Raw genomic sequence first — 15,237 nt, forward strand, 5'->3', positions numbered from 1 at the left:
ATTACCTCGCAGGTAATTGCGCCGCCTACCTCGGTGCGGGAGCGTGAAGCGCATGACACGGCACAGTGATCCGCATCCGGTTCCGCGCTGGCTTGGTTTCGTGCTCAGGTCCGATCGTGCCGGCTCGGCATGGTTCGTCGGCGCCGGCTTCTTCTTCGCCCCGCTGCTCACCCTGGTGTCACCCTGGCCCGCGCTGACCGTCGCGATCTGGACCGCGGTCGGTCTGTTCGGGCTCTGGCTCGGACTGCTCGGCGTGGCGATGGCCACCGGCCTCGCGCTGATGCTGCGCGCGAATACCGAAATACCCGAAGACTATTGGCGCTCGATCGTGAACTACTGATCGAGGATGACGGCGTTCTCCGGGCAGGCGCCGGCGGCCTCACGGGCGCTGTCCTCGAGCCCGGCGGGCACCTCGTCGACGATCGCCTCGGCATACCCGTCGTCGGTCATCGCGAACACCTCCGGACAGACGGTGGTGCACACGCCATGGCCCCGGCAGCGCCCGTCGTCGATGTGGGCTTTCATACGAGATCAAACTCCAGATGCAGTTCGGTGAGCCCACGCAGGATGTAGGTGGGCACATAGGAATACCGCCGTGCATCGGCGGGTCCGTGGTGTTCTTCACTGATACGGATGTCGGTGGTGCGATCCAGCAGACGCGTCAGCGCCACGCGCGCCTCGGCCCGGGCCAGCGGAGCGCCCGGGCAGGTGTGGATGCCCCGCCCGAATGCGATGTGCTGCCGGGCATTTGACCGAGATGGGTCGAAGGTGTTCGGGTCGGTGAAGCGGCGCGGGTCGCGATTGGCGGCGGCCTGGACCACCATCAGTGTGGAGCCCGACGGGACATCCACCCCACCGAGGGTGACCGGTTCCTTGGAGAGCCGGAAGTCGCCCTTGACCGGGCTCTCGAAGCGCAGCGCTTCTTCGATGAAGTTGCTGATCGTGGAACGGTCCGCCCGCAGCTGCGCCTGGAATTCCGGGTTGTCGCCGAGGATCTGCAGGGCGGCGCTGAGCAGCCGGACAGTGGTCTCCTGGCCTGCCGAGTAGAGGTTGGCCGCCACCCGGGCCACGTCGCCGGGATCGGGCACCGAGCCGTTCGGGAAGGTGGCCGCGGCCATCTCGGACAGCACGTCGCCGCGCGGGTTGGCGCGCCGGTCTTCGATATAGGCGCTGAACTTGTCGTAGAGATACTCCAAGGGGGACTTGGCCAGGCTCTCGCCCTTGACGCTGCCGATGCCGCCGCCGTGGTGCGCGCCGCTGGCCATTTCCCTGACGAACTCGTCGCGGTCGGCGTCGGGGACGCCCAGCAGGTCGGCGATGATCATCAGCGTGAACGGCTGGGCGAAGCCGGCAATCAGCTCACCGCCGCTGCCGACCAGGTAGTCGTCGAGCGCGCGGTCGACCATCGCTCCCATCGCCTCTTCGTTCTCCTTGAGGCGCTTGGGTGTGATCAGCCGCATCAGCAGGGCGCGGTGATCGGTGTGCACGGGCGGATCGAGCGCGGGCAACTGGTCGTAGAAGGGCAGTTCGTCGCGGTGCCGGGCGATGAGTTCCGGGACGTCGTCACGACCCTCGACGGGAACCGGGAAACCGGGGAAGGGGCCGGTCACCGCGATGCAGGACGAGAAACGGTCAGCGTCGCCGGCGACTTCGGTGGCTTCTTCCCATCCGGTGACCATCCACACGCCGTGGTGCGGCTCCTTCGAGACCGGGCAACGTGCTTGGAGCGCCTCCAGATACGGATACGGATCAGCGACCAGACCGCGATCCGTGAAGAAGTTGACGGCGTCTACGTCGGTCACTGAGGAATCCCTTCACGTCACGGTATGGCCTATACGATCGGCAAGGAGGATGCTAGCCGATCGTATGGTAGTTTACTAGCCGATCGTAAAGTTGCATTGCGAAGGGAGTCGACGATGAGCGCAGTCGCCGCAGCCACCCCCGACTCCACGGCCGCCCCCGATACCCGGCAGCGGCTGATCGATGCGGCCATCGCGCTGTTCATTCGGCACAGCTTCGCCGGGACCTCGCTGCAGATGATCGCCGACGAGCTCGGCTTCACCAAAGCCGCGATCTACCACCACTTTCGGACCCGCGAGCAGTTGTTGACCGCGATCCTCGAGCCGATCATCGGCAAGCTGTCCGCGGTGGTCGACGACGCGGAGAAGCAACGCGGCGTGCAGGCCCGGGCCGAACGCATGCTCAACGGCTACGCCCGACTGGCGGTGCAGAACCCGATGCTGGTCTCGGTCCTGGCGTCTGACCCGAGCGTGCACACCGTGCTGAAAGCCAACCGCGACTGGACGCACATGATCTCGCGCCAGATGGCGCTGCTCGCCGATGTCCACCCCGGCCCGGGCGGGTATCTGCGGGCGCAGTTCGTCTTCGCCGGAATCGCCGGATCGGCCGATCCGAAACGTGCAGCCGACGACGAGTGGCTGCACGCCCAGCTCGTCGAGGCGGGCCGGCGTGCACTCGGCTTGCGTGCGCCGCGCCGAACATCCTGATTTTCCAGCATCTTTCGTTCATCAGGCGGTCAGCCCGCCGGAAAGGGGAAACCTATGTCCACCTCGAAAACGGCGGTGGTGACCGGTGGCGGTTCGGGAATCGGTGCGGCAGTGGCGGACCGGTTGCGCGCCGACGGTCACACCGTGGCGATCATCGACCTCAATCCCTCCGAGGCCGAACACTCCTACGTCGCGGACGTCACCGACCGCGCGCAGATCGATGCTGCGCTCGCCGAGATCCACTCCACCCTCGGGCCGGTCACGATCCTGGTGAACGCCGCAGGCAAGGACAGCTTCCGGCGCTTCCTCGACCTGTCCTTCGAGCAGTGGCAGAACATCATCGACATCAACCTGCACGGTGTCTTCCACACCATCCAGGCCGTCCTGCCGGACATGGTCGAGGCCGGCTGGGGCCGCATCGTCAACATCTCCTCGTCGAGCACCCACTCTGGTGTGCCCTATATGTCGGCCTACGTCGCGGCGAAGTCCGGCGTCAACGGTCTGACGAAAAGCCTTGCGCTGGAGTATGGTCCGGCCGGCATCACGGTCAACGCGGTGCCGCCCGGCTTCATCGACACCCCGATGCTGCGCAAGGCCGAAGCCCGCGGAAACATGGGTGACATCCAGGCCACCATCGACGCCACCCCGGTGCGCCGGATGGGCAAACCGGAAGACATCGCCGCGGCATGCGCGTTCCTGATCTCCGAAGAAGCCGGCTACATCACCGGACAGATCCTCGGCGTCAACGGCGGACGCAACACCTGAGCGTCAGCCGGCGGGCTTCGTCGTCGTCGGGGTCACCGATGTCGTCACCGTGACGGTGGTGGTGCTGACCGTCGTCGTCGCGCTCGCCGAACTGCTCGCGGTGCCCGAGGTGCCGGTCGGCGAGAAGCTGGCCTCCTTGAACTCGATCCACGAGTCCTTGTAGATGACATCGTCACCCGAGGACACCAGGATTTGGGTGGGCGAAACGGCATACGTGACACCGTCATTGACCGCGACCAGCGTCCCGTCGGAGCTACGCGTGATCGGTAGGTGCAGGGGAGCGTTGTCCGACAGGCGAACGCCGCGGTACTCCAGTCCGCCGTCGGCGTTCACGCAGATCACCACCAGAGATTTCGACGTGCGGCCGTAGGCCATCAGAGTCTGGTTCTCGTCGCACCGTGCGCCGGTGTCGACATAGCCCCGGGAGTCGGCCGTGAACGACGCCGCAGCGCTCGAGGTTGTCGCGGCCGATGGTGAGGTCGTCGCCGTCGTGCTGGCCGTGGTCGACAGCGTCGTCGGTGCGGCCTGGGCGACGGGCAGCGTGTCAGACGAGCCGGACGCCGCGGTCACCGCGACCGCCAGTCCGACCGCCGTCAGTGCTCCGCCGACTCCCAGCCAGGGCAACCAGCGCGACGGCGGGGTGGTGTGAGGTTCGTGAGCTGACATGGCCTAAGCGAACCACCTCGGAGGGCGTTTTCCGCGCTGTGCAGCGGCGTTTCTCCGGACCAATCGCAGGAGATGCCCGTCACGCCGTTCAGCTCGCCGGTTCGGCCGGGGTCGACTCGTGGGTGAGCACCGCCCACAACAAGCCGGCCGCCTGGCGGGCCTGGTCGGTGGGCACGATCGGCGAACCGGCCGCGGGCTGCTCGGCCGGTGCACCGCTGATGTGCTCCACCAAGGCCACCGCCAGTGAGCGCAGCTTCACATTCGATTCATGGCTGGCCCGGCGCAGAGTCGCCCACGCGGTGTCGGCGTCGCACATCAACCGCCCCATGATCGCGCCTTTGGCCTGCTCGATGGCTCCGCGCGACTGCAATACCGCGAGCATGTCGGCGGTGGCCGTCTCGTCCTCGGCACCGGCCGCCACCATGGCCGCGGAGACCAGCTGCTCGTAGCCGATCAGGGTGGTCACCGTGGTGGCCGTCGACGGCCGGTCCAGCGCGCAGGACAACACGACCGTGCTGTCGGCTTTCCACACCCCGGGCACCGACACCGCACCACGAACCTCACGCCAGGCCGCGCCGTGCTCGGGCACCCGGCCGTCCATGGCCTGCAGGCTCAGCTCCGGCCAGCGCTCGTCGGACCACAAATCCAGGCTCAGCACCGGCATCTGGTGGACGAAGGCATCAATCACCGGACCGCCCAGCCCGGCCAGCTGCGCCTCGACGATCTCGCCCCCGTAGCCGCGGGCCGCCAGGACCGTCACCTCGTCCTCGTCGAGGCGCCGATCGTGCACGGTGATCGCCAACCCGACCGCATGGGGCAGGTCGAGATGAACGCGTTCGAGAATCCGGTCGAACAATTCCTGCTGGGACAGGTCGCGCCGGTGGAACTCGGGGACGGGCATGGTGTGCGATTCACTCCTTGGTGATGACGGTGGCCACCCGGTCGAGGCCGGAGATGCCGAGCAACGTCTTGATCGGGCCTTCGGCCGCGATGATCATCGTGAGCTCGGCCGTGGCGGCCACGGCAAACAGGGCACGCACCGCCGCGCTGTCGCAGTAGGTGACGTCCGACAGGTCGACGGTCAACGCGGCAGATCCGGTGGCGGCCTTGGCCACCACGTCCTGGAACTGCCCGACATTGGCCAGGTCGATCTCACCGGTGGCAACCACCTGTGGCGACTCCGAATCGGAACCCACCGCGACCCGGAACTGGGCCTCTGCCATCAGCGCAACTCCTTGAGCGTTTCGACGCCTGTTCCGACGCACGAACCGTAACTGCCGTTACTCGGCGATTGTTGCTGATGGTTCGAACAGCTGGTGCCGGAAACCGCAAGCCGCCACCGGTCGCCAGCGTCCCAGGATCGGACCGTCAGCACGATTCTTGGCCCGAACAGGACATCTCGACCGGCGGCAGCAACCGATCTGGCGCCGCGCGCTTCACCCACTGGTTTCTCCCGTCGTCATCTTCACCCCCGACGACGTAATCGCCCGGCAGCTTAGCAAGCTTCGGTGCGTGCCGAGCAGTCGGCGAGAGCAAAGTCTGCTACCGGTGCGCTGCCACCGGGACTCACGCGCCTTTCCGAGTTCACCGCAGACACACCCGCAACAGCAGTTAGGCTCACGCGAGAGGGTTGCCGGGGGGCAAGGGGCCCTGCGGGAAGAGACCTAGAGGGTGGATAGATGCTCCGCGAATTCGTCATCGCAGCAGCCGTCGCTGCAGCGGCGCTGGCCGTGGCACCGAATGCCGCCGCCGATGAACCCCACGGGCCGTTCCCGGGCGATCCGCCGGGCATGAGCTACGAGGCCTACCTGAGCGCGCCGTGCTACCAGTGGGACCGGTTCGCGTTCGGCCGCGGCCCCGGTGGCGAGCCGTTGCTCTGCCGCTGGATCCCCGGCCAGTCGCCGATCGGCATGGACCGCCCACCGGAGGGTGTGGGCTTCTGGGTGCTCTCACCCAAGATCTACGGCGTGCAGGCCGTCGGATCGCCGTGCCCGGGCTCGCAGGCCGCGGCCCAGTCGCCCGACGGCCTGCCCATGCTCTGCCTGGGAGCTCAGGGCTGGCAGCCCGGTTCGATGCATTCCGGCGATTGGGGCAACGGGAACGACTTCTACCCGGCCAGCTAGCCGGCGAGAACGCAATCAGGGCGAGAATTCACGAAGATTCTCGCCCTGATTGCGTTGTGGATGCGGTCAGACGGACGCCGCTTCGTTCAGCTCGTCGAGACGGGTGGTGGCCTCCAGGTACTCCTGCACCCAGCGCTCGATCACCGTGGCGGTCTTCTCGACCTTGGTGAACTGGCCGACGACCTGTCCGATCGGGTTGAACGCGACGTTGACGCTCTCATTGGGGTACTTGTGCGTCGCGGCAACGGCCATGCCGGAAACCATGTACTGCAACGGCATTCCGAGTGGCTTGGGGTTGCCGTCCTTCTCCCACGCCTCGGTCCAGTCGTTGCGCAGCATGCGGGCGGGCTTGCCGGTGAACGAGCGGCTGCGCACGGTGTCGCGGCTCTCGGCCTTGGCATACGCGGCGTGCTGCACCTCGGTGTGCTCGGACTCCTCGACCATCACCCACTGCGAACCGGTCCACGCGCCCTGGGCGCCCAGCGCCAGCGCCGCGGCGATCTGCTGGCCGCTGCCGATACCGCCGGCGGCCAGCACCGGCACCGGTGCCACCGCCTTGACGACCTGCGGCCACAGCACGATCGAGCCGATCTCACCGCAGTGTCCGCCGGCCTCGCCGCCCTGGGCGATGATGATGTCCACGCCGGCCTCGGCGTGCTTCTTCGCCTGCGACGGCGACCCGCACAGCGCGGCGACCTTGCGGCCCTCGGCGTGGATGTGCTTGATCATCTCGGCCGGCGGGGTGCCGAGCGCGTTGGCGATCAGCGTGCACTTCGGATGCTTGAGCGCCACCTCGACCTGCGGCGTCGCGGTCGCCTCGGTCCACCCCAGCAGCCCCATGGCGTCGTCGTCGCTGTTCTCGACGGGAACACCGTGGTCGGCGAGAACCTTCTTGGCGAAGTCGATGTGCTCCTGCGGCACAAGGTCGTTCAGCGTCTTCTTCAGAACCTCGGGGGACAGGTCCGTCGAGTCCATGCCTTCGTACTTGTTGGGGATCACGATGTCGACGCCGTAGTGATGGTCGCCGATGTTCTCATCGATCCACTTGAGCTCGATCTCGAGCTGTTCGGGGGAGAACCCGACGGCGCCGAGCACACCGAAGCCGCCGGCCTTGCTGACGGCCACGACCACGTCGCGGCAGTGGGTGAACGCGAAGATCGGATATTCGATATCGAGGTCGTCGCAGAGGGGAGTGCGCATGGACCGGCTCCTTCAAGCGTGGGGCGTAGACAGACTGAAACGTGTTCTAGTTTAGTACGCGCCGGACGTGCGAGTTGCAGGTATCCACCATCGATGCGCGAACGAATGCCTATCGGCGCAATCACCCCAGCGAGAGCCCCTGACGACGGCTTGCGGCGGAGTACCGTTGGCAGTGTCGGCTCACAGTCGGCGAGAGGGTGCAGCCATGGTTGTCTCATCACTTCGATTGCGGCGCGTGGCGCTGCTCGGAATCGCCACCGCCCTGACCGCGGCGCTCGCGCCCGTGGGCGTGGCCTCCGCGAACTCAGGTCCCGATTGCACCAACGGCGTCGTGCCGCTCAACCCGTATGTGGTGAACTGCGGTCTGCCGGCCCGGGGCAATCACACCATCGGCGCGGCGCCCGACGCCGGCGCGATCATTGCCTGCCGGCACAGCCCGATCTGCTTGTCGTACTACGTGAATTACCCGGGCACGCTGATCGTTCCGGGCTATCGGCCCTAGGTCTGGTGCCGCTGCGGCTAGCTCGTCGAGCCGACTCCTCGACGGCCGACCAGCAGCGAGCCGCCCGCGACCAGCAGGCCGATCACGGCCAGCGGAATCGACCACGTCCGCCGCGAGGACACCGACGATTGGCACTGCGCCACGAAGTCGGTGTGCGGGACGAGCTGATTCAGGATCGGGACATTGGCGATGACGTTCTTGTCGTTGGCGGCGCGTGCCGCCGACAGATCTTCCGAGATGGCGTTGCCGCAGCCGATGCTGCCGCCGTTGCCGTCCGGGGTCGACACCGGTACCAGCATCGCGATGACCCCGGCGATCAGCAGCACCGCACCCACCAGAAGAACCACGCGGCGCACCGACATGTCCGTCTCCTTACGCATCCGTCGAATCGGTGCGGGGTCTACCCCGGTGGCCACCCGGCCAAACGCGCCGCGGCGCGCACCTGTCAGGGCTTGGCGAACAACTCCACCTCTGAGATCAATGGCAGGTTGAGCGTGGTGCGGATACCCGGCGGCGCCGCGATCACCGCGGGAATCGCGTTGACGATGCGGCCTGCGGCGCCGGCGATCGCGGCCTGGTTGTGGTCGCCGTAACTGCTGCTCGGGACGATGTCCACCGCGTACGACGGCTCACCGGTGATTTCGATGCGGTACGAGCCGCCGCCAGCTGCGGGCTGTGGCAGATCCGGACGCAGATCGGGGCGCAACCGGGTGATGTGCTCGATGACGATCGCGGGGTGGCCGTTGACCATTCCGCGGATCTCGAACTGCAGGACGGCCAGGGTGCCCTTGGCGACATGACCGACCGCGATGTCGAAATCCTCTGGCGCGGGTTCGCGTTGGTACGACTCGGTGATCTCGTCGACCTCGATGCCCAGGCCGGCGGCCAGCTGCCGGATCGCCGTGCCCCAGGCGATGCTGAGCACTCCGGGCTGCAGTAGCATCGGGATCTCGTCCATGGAGCGGGCAAAACCCATGTAGTGCATGACTTCTGCGCCGTCGTAGGACGCGTAGTCGTGGATCTCCATGCATCGCACCTGCTCGATGCGCTGACAGGTGCTGGCCAGCGCGAGCGGGATCAGATCGTTGACGAAGCCCGGGTCGACACCGCTGATGAACAGGCTTGAATTGCCTTGTCGGGCCGCGTCTTCCACTCTCTGGATGTACTTGTCGGGCATCACGCCCCAGGGGTACTGCAGCAACCCGGGCGATGATCCGACGACGTTGATGCCTGCGGCGAGGATCTTGCGGACGTCCTCCATGGCTTCGGGCATCCGGGTGTCGCCCATGGCGCAGTACACGGCGCACTCGGGTTCGGACGCCAGCACTGCGTCGAGATCTTTGGTGGCCAGGATTCCGGTCTTCACATCGAGGCCGGCCAGTTCGCCCGCGTCCTTGCCCACCTTCTCGTCTGCGGACACGCACAGCCCGGTGAGCTCGAAGCCCGGGTTCTCGATCAGTTCGGACAGGGCGATCCGACCGACGTTTCCGGTGCCGATGTGGGCAACGCGGATGGCCATAAGTTCTCCTCATGCTGGGGTCTGCGGTGCGTTCAGTATGCGCATTCGGGGGCGAAACTGGAACAGGTTCTACCTCGCGGCGAGAGCTACCGGTAGCCTGTCGGCTCATGGGACGCGTAGACGACAAAGTAGCCATCATCACTGGTGGCGCACAGGGGATGGGCGCCGCTGACGCGCGGATGCTGGTCGCCGAAGGCGCCAAGGTCGTGATCGGGGACATCCTCGACGACAAGGGCAAGGAACTCGCCGACGAACTCGGCGACGCCGCCCGCTACGTGCACCTCGACGTCACCGAAGCCGATCAGTGGAAGGCCGCGGTCGAGCTCGCGATTGCCGATTTCGGCAAGGTCAACGTGCTGGTGAACAACGCGGGCATCGTCCAGGTCGCGCCACTGAAGTCGCTCGACGTGGAGCGATGGAAGAAGGTCCTCGACGTCAACCTGACCGGCGCGCTGCTGGGTATCCAAGCCGTCCTGCCGTCGATGAAGGAGTCCGGTGGCGGCTCGATCATCAACGTGTCGTCCATCGAGGGCATGCGTGGCGCCGCGTGGGTGCACAGCTATGTGGCGTCCAAGTGGGGCCTGCGCGGCCTGACGAAATCCGCTGCGCTGGAACTGGCGTCGGACAACATCCGGGTCAACTCGGTGCACCCGGGCTTCATCCGCACCCCGATGACCAAGCACCTTCCCGAGGACATGGTCAGCGCCCCGCTGGGCCGTCCGGGCCAGCCCGAGGAAGTGGCCACCTTCATCGTCTTCCTCGCCAGTGACGAGTCGTCGTTCTCGACGGGTTCGGAATATGTCGTCGACGGCGGTCTGATCACCGACGTCCCGCACCGCGCGATGCCCTAGTCTCTGGCGTTGCGGCGGGTCCGCATCGCCAGGGAGCCGAACGCCGCGCCGAGGGCGGCCCGCCCCAGCGCGGGGAAGTGGCCGATCGCATCGGCCGCCCCGCTGCGGCGACCGGGGATCGACAGCCGGAGCACCGGCCAGTCACTCGCCGCGGCCTTCGCGGCCAGCCCCGGCCGAGGATTGACCGGACGGGGATGGCCGACCAGCCGCATCAATGCGGCGTCCTCGTCGCCGTCGGCGTAGAAGTAGCTGCCGGCCAGGTCGACCTCGTTGGCTTCGCAAAACCGTTGCACCGCAGCGGCTTTCTGGCGTCCCCAGACGACCGGCTTGGCGATGTTCCCGGTCAGGCGGCCGGCGTCGTCCAGCTCGAAGGTGTTGCAGATGACGTCGTCGATCCCCAGCGCGCGTGCCACCGGCTCCGCATGGATGGTCAGCGCCGACGAGCTGAGCACGACGGTGTGCCCGCGTTCCTGATGCGCAGCGACGATCTCGCGCATCAGCGGGTACACCCGCGCCGCCACCTGCTCGGTGTAGAGCCGTTCGCCGATCGCGTCGAGTTCGGCCAGTGACTCGCCGCGCAGATACCCCGCTGCGCGCACCAGCAGCCGCTCGAACTGCATGCGGCCCAGCTTGTAGCGCAGCGAAGCCTCGATCACGCCGAGCACCTCGCCGATCCGGGCCTGTCCGCGGCGGACCCGGTCGCTGGCGTGCGCGGTCGCGGTGAAACCGGCCACCAGGGTGCCGTCCAGGTCGAAGAACGCGCCGACGGCCGGACCCGGTGGGCTCCCGGCGATCTGCGCGAGCGGATCCGCTGACAGTGTCACCACACCATCATGCCGATCCGGGAATGCCTCGGTCCGTACGGTGTTGCACGCCACATGAAGCTCAACGATGCGGCGCGCGCTCTGATCGGCTCCGGCGCCGACGCCACGCTGGTCACCCTGAATCCGGACGGCAGCCCCCAGGTGTCGCTGGTGTGGGTGGCGGTGCAGACCGGTGAGGACGGCGACGAGCTGGTGACAGCTCACCTGTCCGAGCACAAGAAGGTCCGCAACGTACGTCGTGACGGCCGGGTGGCGCTCACCATCGTCTCGACCGAGCCGGGTGCCGTCATGCGGCCGTATCTGTCGGTCACCGGCACCGCGCGCATCGTGGAAGGCGGCGCGCCCGAGGTCCTGCGGGATCTCGCCGCGGTGATGGTCACCGACGACAACGTGGTGTTCCCGCCTGACGACGCCCCACCGGGATACCTGACCCGGATCCGGATCGACACCGTCGGCGGCATCGGTCCCTGGGCGAGCTAACCGTCCTGGCGGGTCCTGGCCGCTGCTTCGAGCTCCTCTTCCCAGGCGCCCTCATCGCGTCCGAGGGCGATCGTGGCCGCGGCCATGGCGCCGACGGCGATAGCCAGCACGACCGCGACCGGCTTGGTGACCGCGAGGTGCTCGCCCAACACCACCTCCCCGATCAGCACGGCGATCACCGGTTCGAGCACCAGCATCGCCGGGACCGAGGCGCGAAGCGACCCGGCGTGGAAGGCCGACTGCTGCAGCAGAGTGGCCACCACTCCGACGACGATCACCACGTACAGCACCGGTGAGGTGAACAGCCGCCCCATGTCGCCCTCGCGCACGGCGTGCATCACGAGCTTCGTCAGCACAGCCACCACGCCGAACAGCACACCGACACCGACCGCCAGCAGGATCGCCCGCCGCCAGTCCGACAGTCGCAGCGCCACCAGCAGACAGCCGGCCACGAACAGCAGGCTGATCCCGGCCACCACCACGGCAGGCAACGTCGCGCCGTCGTAGTCGCCGGGCTTGGTCCGGGCCAACGACACGAACACCCCCAACGCGAGCGTGAGCAGCATGGCCCAACCCCACTCGCCGCGGGTTACCCGGCGGTGCGCCAGCCGCGCACTCATCGGCAGCGCGAACAGCAACGCGGACACCATGAGCGGGGCGACCAGCAGCAGCGAGCCGTAGGCCAGTGCGATCGCCTGGAACGCATACCCCGTCACCGCCGACGCGGTGCCGGCCCACCACAGCCGGCGGCGCAACAGCGTCGACAACATCACGGTGCTGACACCCTGATCGCGCGGGACGTCCATGGTGGCCCGCTGACGGACCACGATGCCGATGGCCGCGAACACCGCACCGGCAAGGGCGGCTGCCACGACGAGCGCGTGCTGCAGCAATATCCATTCCTTCACTGGTTGTCCGGCGGCGCATCACCGAATCTAGGGCACGCGCGAGTAGGCCGACGTCAGCGACGTCGCGAGTGTCAGCGAACCTGCACGACCACCGGTGTGCTGTTGTACCCGGTGACCCTGACCCACGCCGGGGCGGGTCCCGACCCGGGAACCCGGCCCTTGATCTGGACGGTCTCGCCCGGGAACACCGTCACGTAGTTGTCGTCGTACTGGATGGGCAGGATCTCGTCGGCGAGCGGACCGGAGAGCAGTTCGGCGCGTTCGAAGAACGCGATCTGCGGGGTCGGGTTGTGCAGGCTGATGGTGACGTCACGGCCGGCGTCGTCGCCGCCGGTGGCACTGACCTCCAGCGGCACCTTCGGCATCGTGTTCAGCGCGGTCATGTCGGCCCAGCTCACCTGGTTGGAGTTGAACGCCGCATCGTTGGCCGGCGGACCGACGTCGTCGGCCTGCCGGGACTGCCAGTACACATTGTTGGCGACGACGTTGCCGTCGGCGTCGAGCAACTCGCAGCGGACGAAGAACACCGGGGAGTCGGCCGGCCCGGGCGGCAGCGTCATCGCCTGCACCGCGCCGCCCGGGTCGACGGCGATGCCATCGGCGGCCCGATCGTCACGCAGCGCGCCGTTGAGGCTGTAGATGCGGACCCGGACGCGCAGGTTCTCGTGGGTGTCCGGGGTTTGGTTGACGACGGTCACCTTGGCCTGGCGGTGGTTACCGGTGGCGTAGGAGTCGAACACCACCGACAGCGGCTGCAGGCCCTTCTTGGCGCCGTAGTATGCGCCGCCGGGGCGCAGGTAGTAGTCGAAGATGTTGCCGAAGAACGACGGCCAGTGGCTGTTGAGCATCCAGTAGATCGTCATCTTGTGCCCGTCCCAGCCGTTGGCCGCGAACGATTCGAACTGCGCGCGGGTCGCCTCGTAGTGGGCCAGCTGAGCCTTGTCGGCGAACATCCGCGCGTTGGTGGACGGGCCGTAGCGGCGGTTGATGACACGCTGGACGTTGGCCAGCCGCGAGTTCTGCGGATCCGACCCGGCGTGGAAGAACCAGGTGTCGTTGATCGGCCAGAGCTTGTCGGGCGGGATGAACTTCTGCAGGCTCGCGAACGGTGGGATGTGCTCGTTGTCGCCCTGTTCGGCCGACGAGCCGCGGGCCGCGCCGTACTGGCCGGCGAACCAGTACGACGGCGGACGCCAGGTGTAGGGCCCGGCCATCTGGATGCCGTCCCACAGCTGCTTGCCGTCGGCGTCCCGGTTCAGCGACGACACCGTGTCGACGGTGGCGTTCTGCCAATGCAGATCGGACAGGATCTGGTGGTACTCGGTCAGCACGTCGGCGGGCGGGCGGCCGTCGCTGCCGTTGGCCCACACGAACACCGAGGCGTGCGAGCGCAGCATCTCGATCTGCGAGCGCATGCTGTCCTGCGAGACGCGACGATCCTCGTCGTCCCACTGCTGCCACTTCTCCCACTGGTTGCAGCACATCCAGCCGTACATCAGCGGGATGCCGAGTTCGTCGGCCTGCTCGACGAAGCGCTGTGACGAGATCTTGGACTCCAGCCGCAGCATGTTCAGGCCGAGGTCTTTGACGTAGCCCAGGATCGCGGCGTCGCGCGCCGGGTCGTACTTGTAGAGCAGGTCGGGCGTGTAGGTGGCGCCCCGGACCAGGAAGTTCTTGCCGTTCACCTGAAGGTAGAAGTTGCCGCCGGTACCCAGCTCGGCGAACGAGTCGTCGGAGTCGCGGCCCTGGGTGATGGTGCGGATACCGAACTTCTTGGTGGCCTCCTCGGTCGCCTGACCGTTCTGCACGAACTCCAGCTTCAGGTCGTACAAGTCGGGCCGGCCCATCGTGTACGGCCACCACAGGTCCGGGTGCTCGACGGTCAGCGCGGCGAACTTCTCAGGGCTCAGCGTGATCTCACGCTCCTCGCCGGGCATCAGCGTGACCGGCTCGTCGACGTGCAGGGGCGCCTTGCCGTCGCGGGTGATCGTGGCGCGCAGAATGCCGCGGACCTTCTCGGTCGAATAGTTCTTCAGCGGGGCGTACACCGTCAGCCTGGCACTGTCGGTGTCCGGTAGCGGGAGTTGGGTGTTGACCGTGGCGTCGCCGATCGACACCTGCCCGGATGTCTTGAGGTACACCGGTTTCCAGATGCCGGCATTCCGGTCGGGTACAAACGAGTTGCCGTTGGCCGGGTTCTTGTCCGGGCCCTGATAGCCCAGGTAGCGCCAGTTGATCCAGTCGTACCAGCTGTCCGCGAGCTCGACGCCGTTGACGTCCTGAATGGCTCGTTCCGGGGTGACCTTGACGGCGAGGGTGTTCGGCTGGCCCTGCCTGATCCACCGCGTCACGTCGAGTTCGTGGTCGTTGTACATGCCGACGACGTGCCTGTTGTCCGCGACGCGGCGGCCGTTGAGCCACACCTCGGCGCGGTAGTTGATGCCGGGGAAGTCCAGCACGTAGGTGGGGTAGTCGGCCGGCGCGTTGAAGGTCGTGCGATACCACCAGTCCTGCTCGTAGAGGTCTTGCGGCACGTTCTGGAGCAGGTTCTTGCCGTAGTACAGATTCGGGTAGACGCCGTCTTCCTGGAGGGTCTGCAGGACGGTGGCCGGCATCCGGCGCACCGGGTGCCAGGCGGCGGCGTCGTATGTGGTGGCCGAGATGGCGGCGCCGTCAGCGCCCACGCCCTGCGCCGAGGTGAGGCGCCAGCCGTCGGACAGCTCGATGTCCTGGGCGGGTCGCGGCTGCGGGCCGTTGAACACGCGCAGGTCGCCGGCGCACATCAACAGGAGCAGCAGGACGGAGAGCGTGCCGAGGGTCTTGGCCACCGTCCCCAAACTCCTCAACTCGAGATCCGCGACAGGACACCCCCGCGCAACCGTTCATCAGCCG

At 67.3% G+C, this 15,237-nt stretch carries 19 protein-coding genes; 8 read left to right on the forward strand and 11 right to left on the reverse strand.

What is annotated here, in order from left to right:
* Positions 1-52: 52 nt before the first annotated feature.
* The gene (locus tag AB4879_RS25110) at positions 53-340 is read left to right on the forward strand and encodes a hypothetical protein (protein WP_370509741.1); all 288 of its coding nucleotides are present in this window, start codon (positions 53-55) and stop codon (positions 338-340) included.
* On the opposite strand, the gene AB4879_RS25115 is transcribed toward AB4879_RS25110, so the two are convergent.
* The gene (locus AB4879_RS25115) at positions 334-525 is read right to left on the reverse strand and encodes a ferredoxin (RefSeq protein ID WP_102806255.1); all 192 of its coding nucleotides are present in this window, start codon (positions 523-525) and stop codon (positions 334-336) included. The two genes, AB4879_RS25110 and AB4879_RS25115, sit on opposite strands and share 7 nt — an antisense overlap.
* A complete protein-coding gene (locus tag AB4879_RS25120; RefSeq protein WP_370509742.1) occupies positions 522-1,802 on the reverse strand; it encodes a cytochrome P450 in 1,281 nt (426 codons plus the stop codon). The genes AB4879_RS25115 and AB4879_RS25120 overlap by 4 nt, the downstream gene beginning before the upstream one ends.
* Before the next feature lie 114 nt (positions 1,803-1,916).
* Between AB4879_RS25120 and AB4879_RS25125 the strand changes: the two genes are divergently transcribed.
* Both AB4879_RS25125 and AB4879_RS25130 read left to right on the forward strand, forming a co-directional pair.
* Positions 1,917-2,507: a TetR/AcrR family transcriptional regulator gene (locus AB4879_RS25125; protein ID WP_370509743.1), complete on the forward strand. Its 591-nt coding sequence runs from the start codon at positions 1,917-1,919 to the stop codon at positions 2,505-2,507.
* 54 nt (positions 2,508-2,561) lie between these two features.
* Complete coding sequence (locus tag AB4879_RS25130; protein ID WP_102806252.1) at positions 2,562-3,272, forward strand: SDR family NAD(P)-dependent oxidoreductase; 711 nt, start codon at positions 2,562-2,564, stop codon at positions 3,270-3,272.
* A gap of 3 nt (positions 3,273-3,275) precedes the next feature.
* Here AB4879_RS25130 and AB4879_RS25135 read toward each other — a convergent pair whose 3' ends face one another.
* Complete coding sequence (locus AB4879_RS25135; RefSeq protein ID WP_102806251.1) at positions 3,276-3,647, reverse strand: hypothetical protein; 372 nt, start codon at positions 3,645-3,647, stop codon at positions 3,276-3,278.
* Positions 3,648-3,705: 58 nt separating this feature from the next.
* Here AB4879_RS25135 and AB4879_RS25140 point away from each other — a divergent pair, with 58 nt between their 5' ends.
* Entirely contained in the window at positions 3,706-3,921 is a 216-nt protein-coding gene (locus tag AB4879_RS25140) for a hypothetical protein (RefSeq protein WP_102806250.1), read from the forward strand.
* Positions 3,922-4,026: 105 nt separating this feature from the next.
* Here the strand turns inward: AB4879_RS25140 and AB4879_RS25145 are convergent, their stop codons facing one another.
* Together AB4879_RS25145 and AB4879_RS25150 are read right to left on the reverse strand one after the other, a co-directional pair.
* Positions 4,027-4,839 (reverse strand): ANTAR domain-containing protein, encoded by an 813-nt coding sequence (locus tag AB4879_RS25145; RefSeq protein WP_370509744.1) that lies wholly within the window; start codon positions 4,837-4,839, stop codon positions 4,027-4,029.
* A gap of 10 nt (positions 4,840-4,849) precedes the next feature.
* Positions 4,850-5,161 carry an STAS domain-containing protein gene (locus tag AB4879_RS25150; protein ID WP_370509745.1) on the reverse strand — a complete coding sequence of 104 codons (312 nt, stop codon included), beginning with the start codon at positions 5,159-5,161 and terminating at the stop codon, positions 4,850-4,852.
* Positions 5,162-5,617: 456 nt separating this feature from the next.
* Here AB4879_RS25150 and AB4879_RS25155 point away from each other — a divergent pair, with 456 nt between their 5' ends.
* Positions 5,618-6,061 carry a hypothetical protein gene (locus tag AB4879_RS25155; RefSeq protein ID WP_102806248.1) on the forward strand — a complete coding sequence of 148 codons (444 nt, stop codon included), beginning with the start codon at positions 5,618-5,620 and terminating at the stop codon, positions 6,059-6,061.
* Positions 6,062-6,127: 66 nt separating this feature from the next.
* Here AB4879_RS25155 and AB4879_RS25160 read toward each other — a convergent pair whose 3' ends face one another.
* Complete coding sequence (locus AB4879_RS25160) at positions 6,128-7,261, reverse strand: nitronate monooxygenase (RefSeq protein WP_102806247.1); 1,134 nt, start codon at positions 7,259-7,261, stop codon at positions 6,128-6,130.
* A gap of 205 nt (positions 7,262-7,466) precedes the next feature.
* Between AB4879_RS25160 and AB4879_RS25165 the strand changes: the two genes are divergently transcribed.
* On the forward strand, positions 7,467-7,763 hold the full coding sequence (locus AB4879_RS25165; RefSeq protein ID WP_199189808.1) for a hypothetical protein: 297 nt from the start codon (positions 7,467-7,469) through the stop codon (positions 7,761-7,763).
* 17 nt (positions 7,764-7,780) lie between these two features.
* Here AB4879_RS25165 and AB4879_RS25170 read toward each other — a convergent pair whose 3' ends face one another.
* The gene (locus tag AB4879_RS25170; RefSeq protein WP_102806246.1) at positions 7,781-8,125 is read right to left on the reverse strand and encodes an aminopeptidase; all 345 of its coding nucleotides are present in this window, start codon (positions 8,123-8,125) and stop codon (positions 7,781-7,783) included.
* Between the two features lie 83 nt (positions 8,126-8,208).
* A complete protein-coding gene (locus AB4879_RS25175) occupies positions 8,209-9,282 on the reverse strand; it encodes a diacylglycerol kinase (protein WP_370509746.1) in 1,074 nt (357 codons plus the stop codon).
* 107 nt (positions 9,283-9,389) lie between these two features.
* Here AB4879_RS25175 and AB4879_RS25180 point away from each other — a divergent pair, with 107 nt between their 5' ends.
* On the forward strand, positions 9,390-10,133 hold the full coding sequence (locus tag AB4879_RS25180) for a glucose 1-dehydrogenase (protein WP_370509747.1): 744 nt from the start codon (positions 9,390-9,392) through the stop codon (positions 10,131-10,133).
* Here the strand turns inward: AB4879_RS25180 and AB4879_RS25185 are convergent.
* A complete protein-coding gene (locus AB4879_RS25185) occupies positions 10,130-10,960 on the reverse strand; it encodes an HAD family phosphatase (RefSeq protein WP_102806480.1) in 831 nt (276 codons plus the stop codon). The two genes, AB4879_RS25180 and AB4879_RS25185, sit on opposite strands and share 4 nt — an antisense overlap.
* A 51-nt stretch (positions 10,961-11,011) precedes the next feature.
* Between AB4879_RS25185 and AB4879_RS25190 the strand changes: the two genes are divergently transcribed.
* On the forward strand, positions 11,012-11,437 hold the full coding sequence (locus tag AB4879_RS25190; RefSeq protein ID WP_370509748.1) for a TIGR03618 family F420-dependent PPOX class oxidoreductase: 426 nt from the start codon (positions 11,012-11,014) through the stop codon (positions 11,435-11,437).
* Here the strand turns inward: AB4879_RS25190 and AB4879_RS25195 are convergent.
* Both AB4879_RS25195 and AB4879_RS25200 read right to left on the reverse strand, forming a co-directional pair.
* Positions 11,434-12,330 (reverse strand): DMT family transporter, encoded by an 897-nt coding sequence (locus AB4879_RS25195; RefSeq protein ID WP_102806479.1) that lies wholly within the window; start codon positions 12,328-12,330, stop codon positions 11,434-11,436. The genes AB4879_RS25190 and AB4879_RS25195 overlap by 4 nt on opposite strands.
* Before the next feature lie 86 nt (positions 12,331-12,416).
* Positions 12,417-15,173 (reverse strand): sugar-binding domain-containing protein, encoded by a 2,757-nt coding sequence (locus tag AB4879_RS25200; protein WP_370509749.1) that lies wholly within the window; start codon positions 15,171-15,173, stop codon positions 12,417-12,419.
* Positions 15,174-15,237: the final 64 nt, after the last annotated feature.

It is taken from the genome of Mycobacterium sp. SA01, assembly GCF_041287105.1.
GTDB lineage: Bacteria > Actinomycetota > Actinomycetes > Mycobacteriales > Mycobacteriaceae > Mycobacterium.

Coding starts and splice junctions, on each gene's coding strand:
- AB4879_RS25110 (WP_370509741.1), top strand. CDS start 53: ATGACACGGCACAGTGATCCGCATCCGGTTCCGCGCTGGCTTGGTTTC.
- AB4879_RS25115 (WP_102806255.1), bottom strand. CDS start 525: ATGAAAGCCCACATCGACGACGGGCGCTGCCGGGGCCATGGCGTGTGC.
- AB4879_RS25125 (WP_370509743.1), top strand. CDS start 1,917: ATGAGCGCAGTCGCCGCAGCCACCCCCGACTCCACGGCCGCCCCCGAT.
- AB4879_RS25130 (WP_102806252.1), top strand. CDS start 2,562: ATGTCCACCTCGAAAACGGCGGTGGTGACCGGTGGCGGTTCGGGAATC.
- AB4879_RS25135 (WP_102806251.1), bottom strand. CDS start 3,647: ATGGCCTACGGCCGCACGTCGAAATCTCTGGTGGTGATCTGCGTGAAC.
- AB4879_RS25145 (WP_370509744.1), bottom strand. CDS start 4,839: ATGCCCGTCCCCGAGTTCCACCGGCGCGACCTGTCCCAGCAGGAATTG.
- AB4879_RS25150 (WP_370509745.1), bottom strand. CDS start 5,161: ATGGCAGAGGCCCAGTTCCGGGTCGCGGTGGGTTCCGATTCGGAGTCG.
- AB4879_RS25155 (WP_102806248.1), top strand. CDS start 5,618: ATGCTCCGCGAATTCGTCATCGCAGCAGCCGTCGCTGCAGCGGCGCTG.
- AB4879_RS25160 (WP_102806247.1), bottom strand. CDS start 7,261: ATGCGCACTCCCCTCTGCGACGACCTCGATATCGAATATCCGATCTTC.
- AB4879_RS25165 (WP_199189808.1), top strand. CDS start 7,467: ATGGTTGTCTCATCACTTCGATTGCGGCGCGTGGCGCTGCTCGGAATC.
- AB4879_RS25170 (WP_102806246.1), bottom strand. CDS start 8,125: ATGTCGGTGCGCCGCGTGGTTCTTCTGGTGGGTGCGGTGCTGCTGATC.
- AB4879_RS25175 (WP_370509746.1), bottom strand. CDS start 9,282: ATGGCCATCCGCGTTGCCCACATCGGCACCGGAAACGTCGGTCGGATC.
- AB4879_RS25180 (WP_370509747.1), top strand. CDS start 9,390: ATGGGACGCGTAGACGACAAAGTAGCCATCATCACTGGTGGCGCACAG.
- AB4879_RS25190 (WP_370509748.1), top strand. CDS start 11,012: ATGAAGCTCAACGATGCGGCGCGCGCTCTGATCGGCTCCGGCGCCGAC.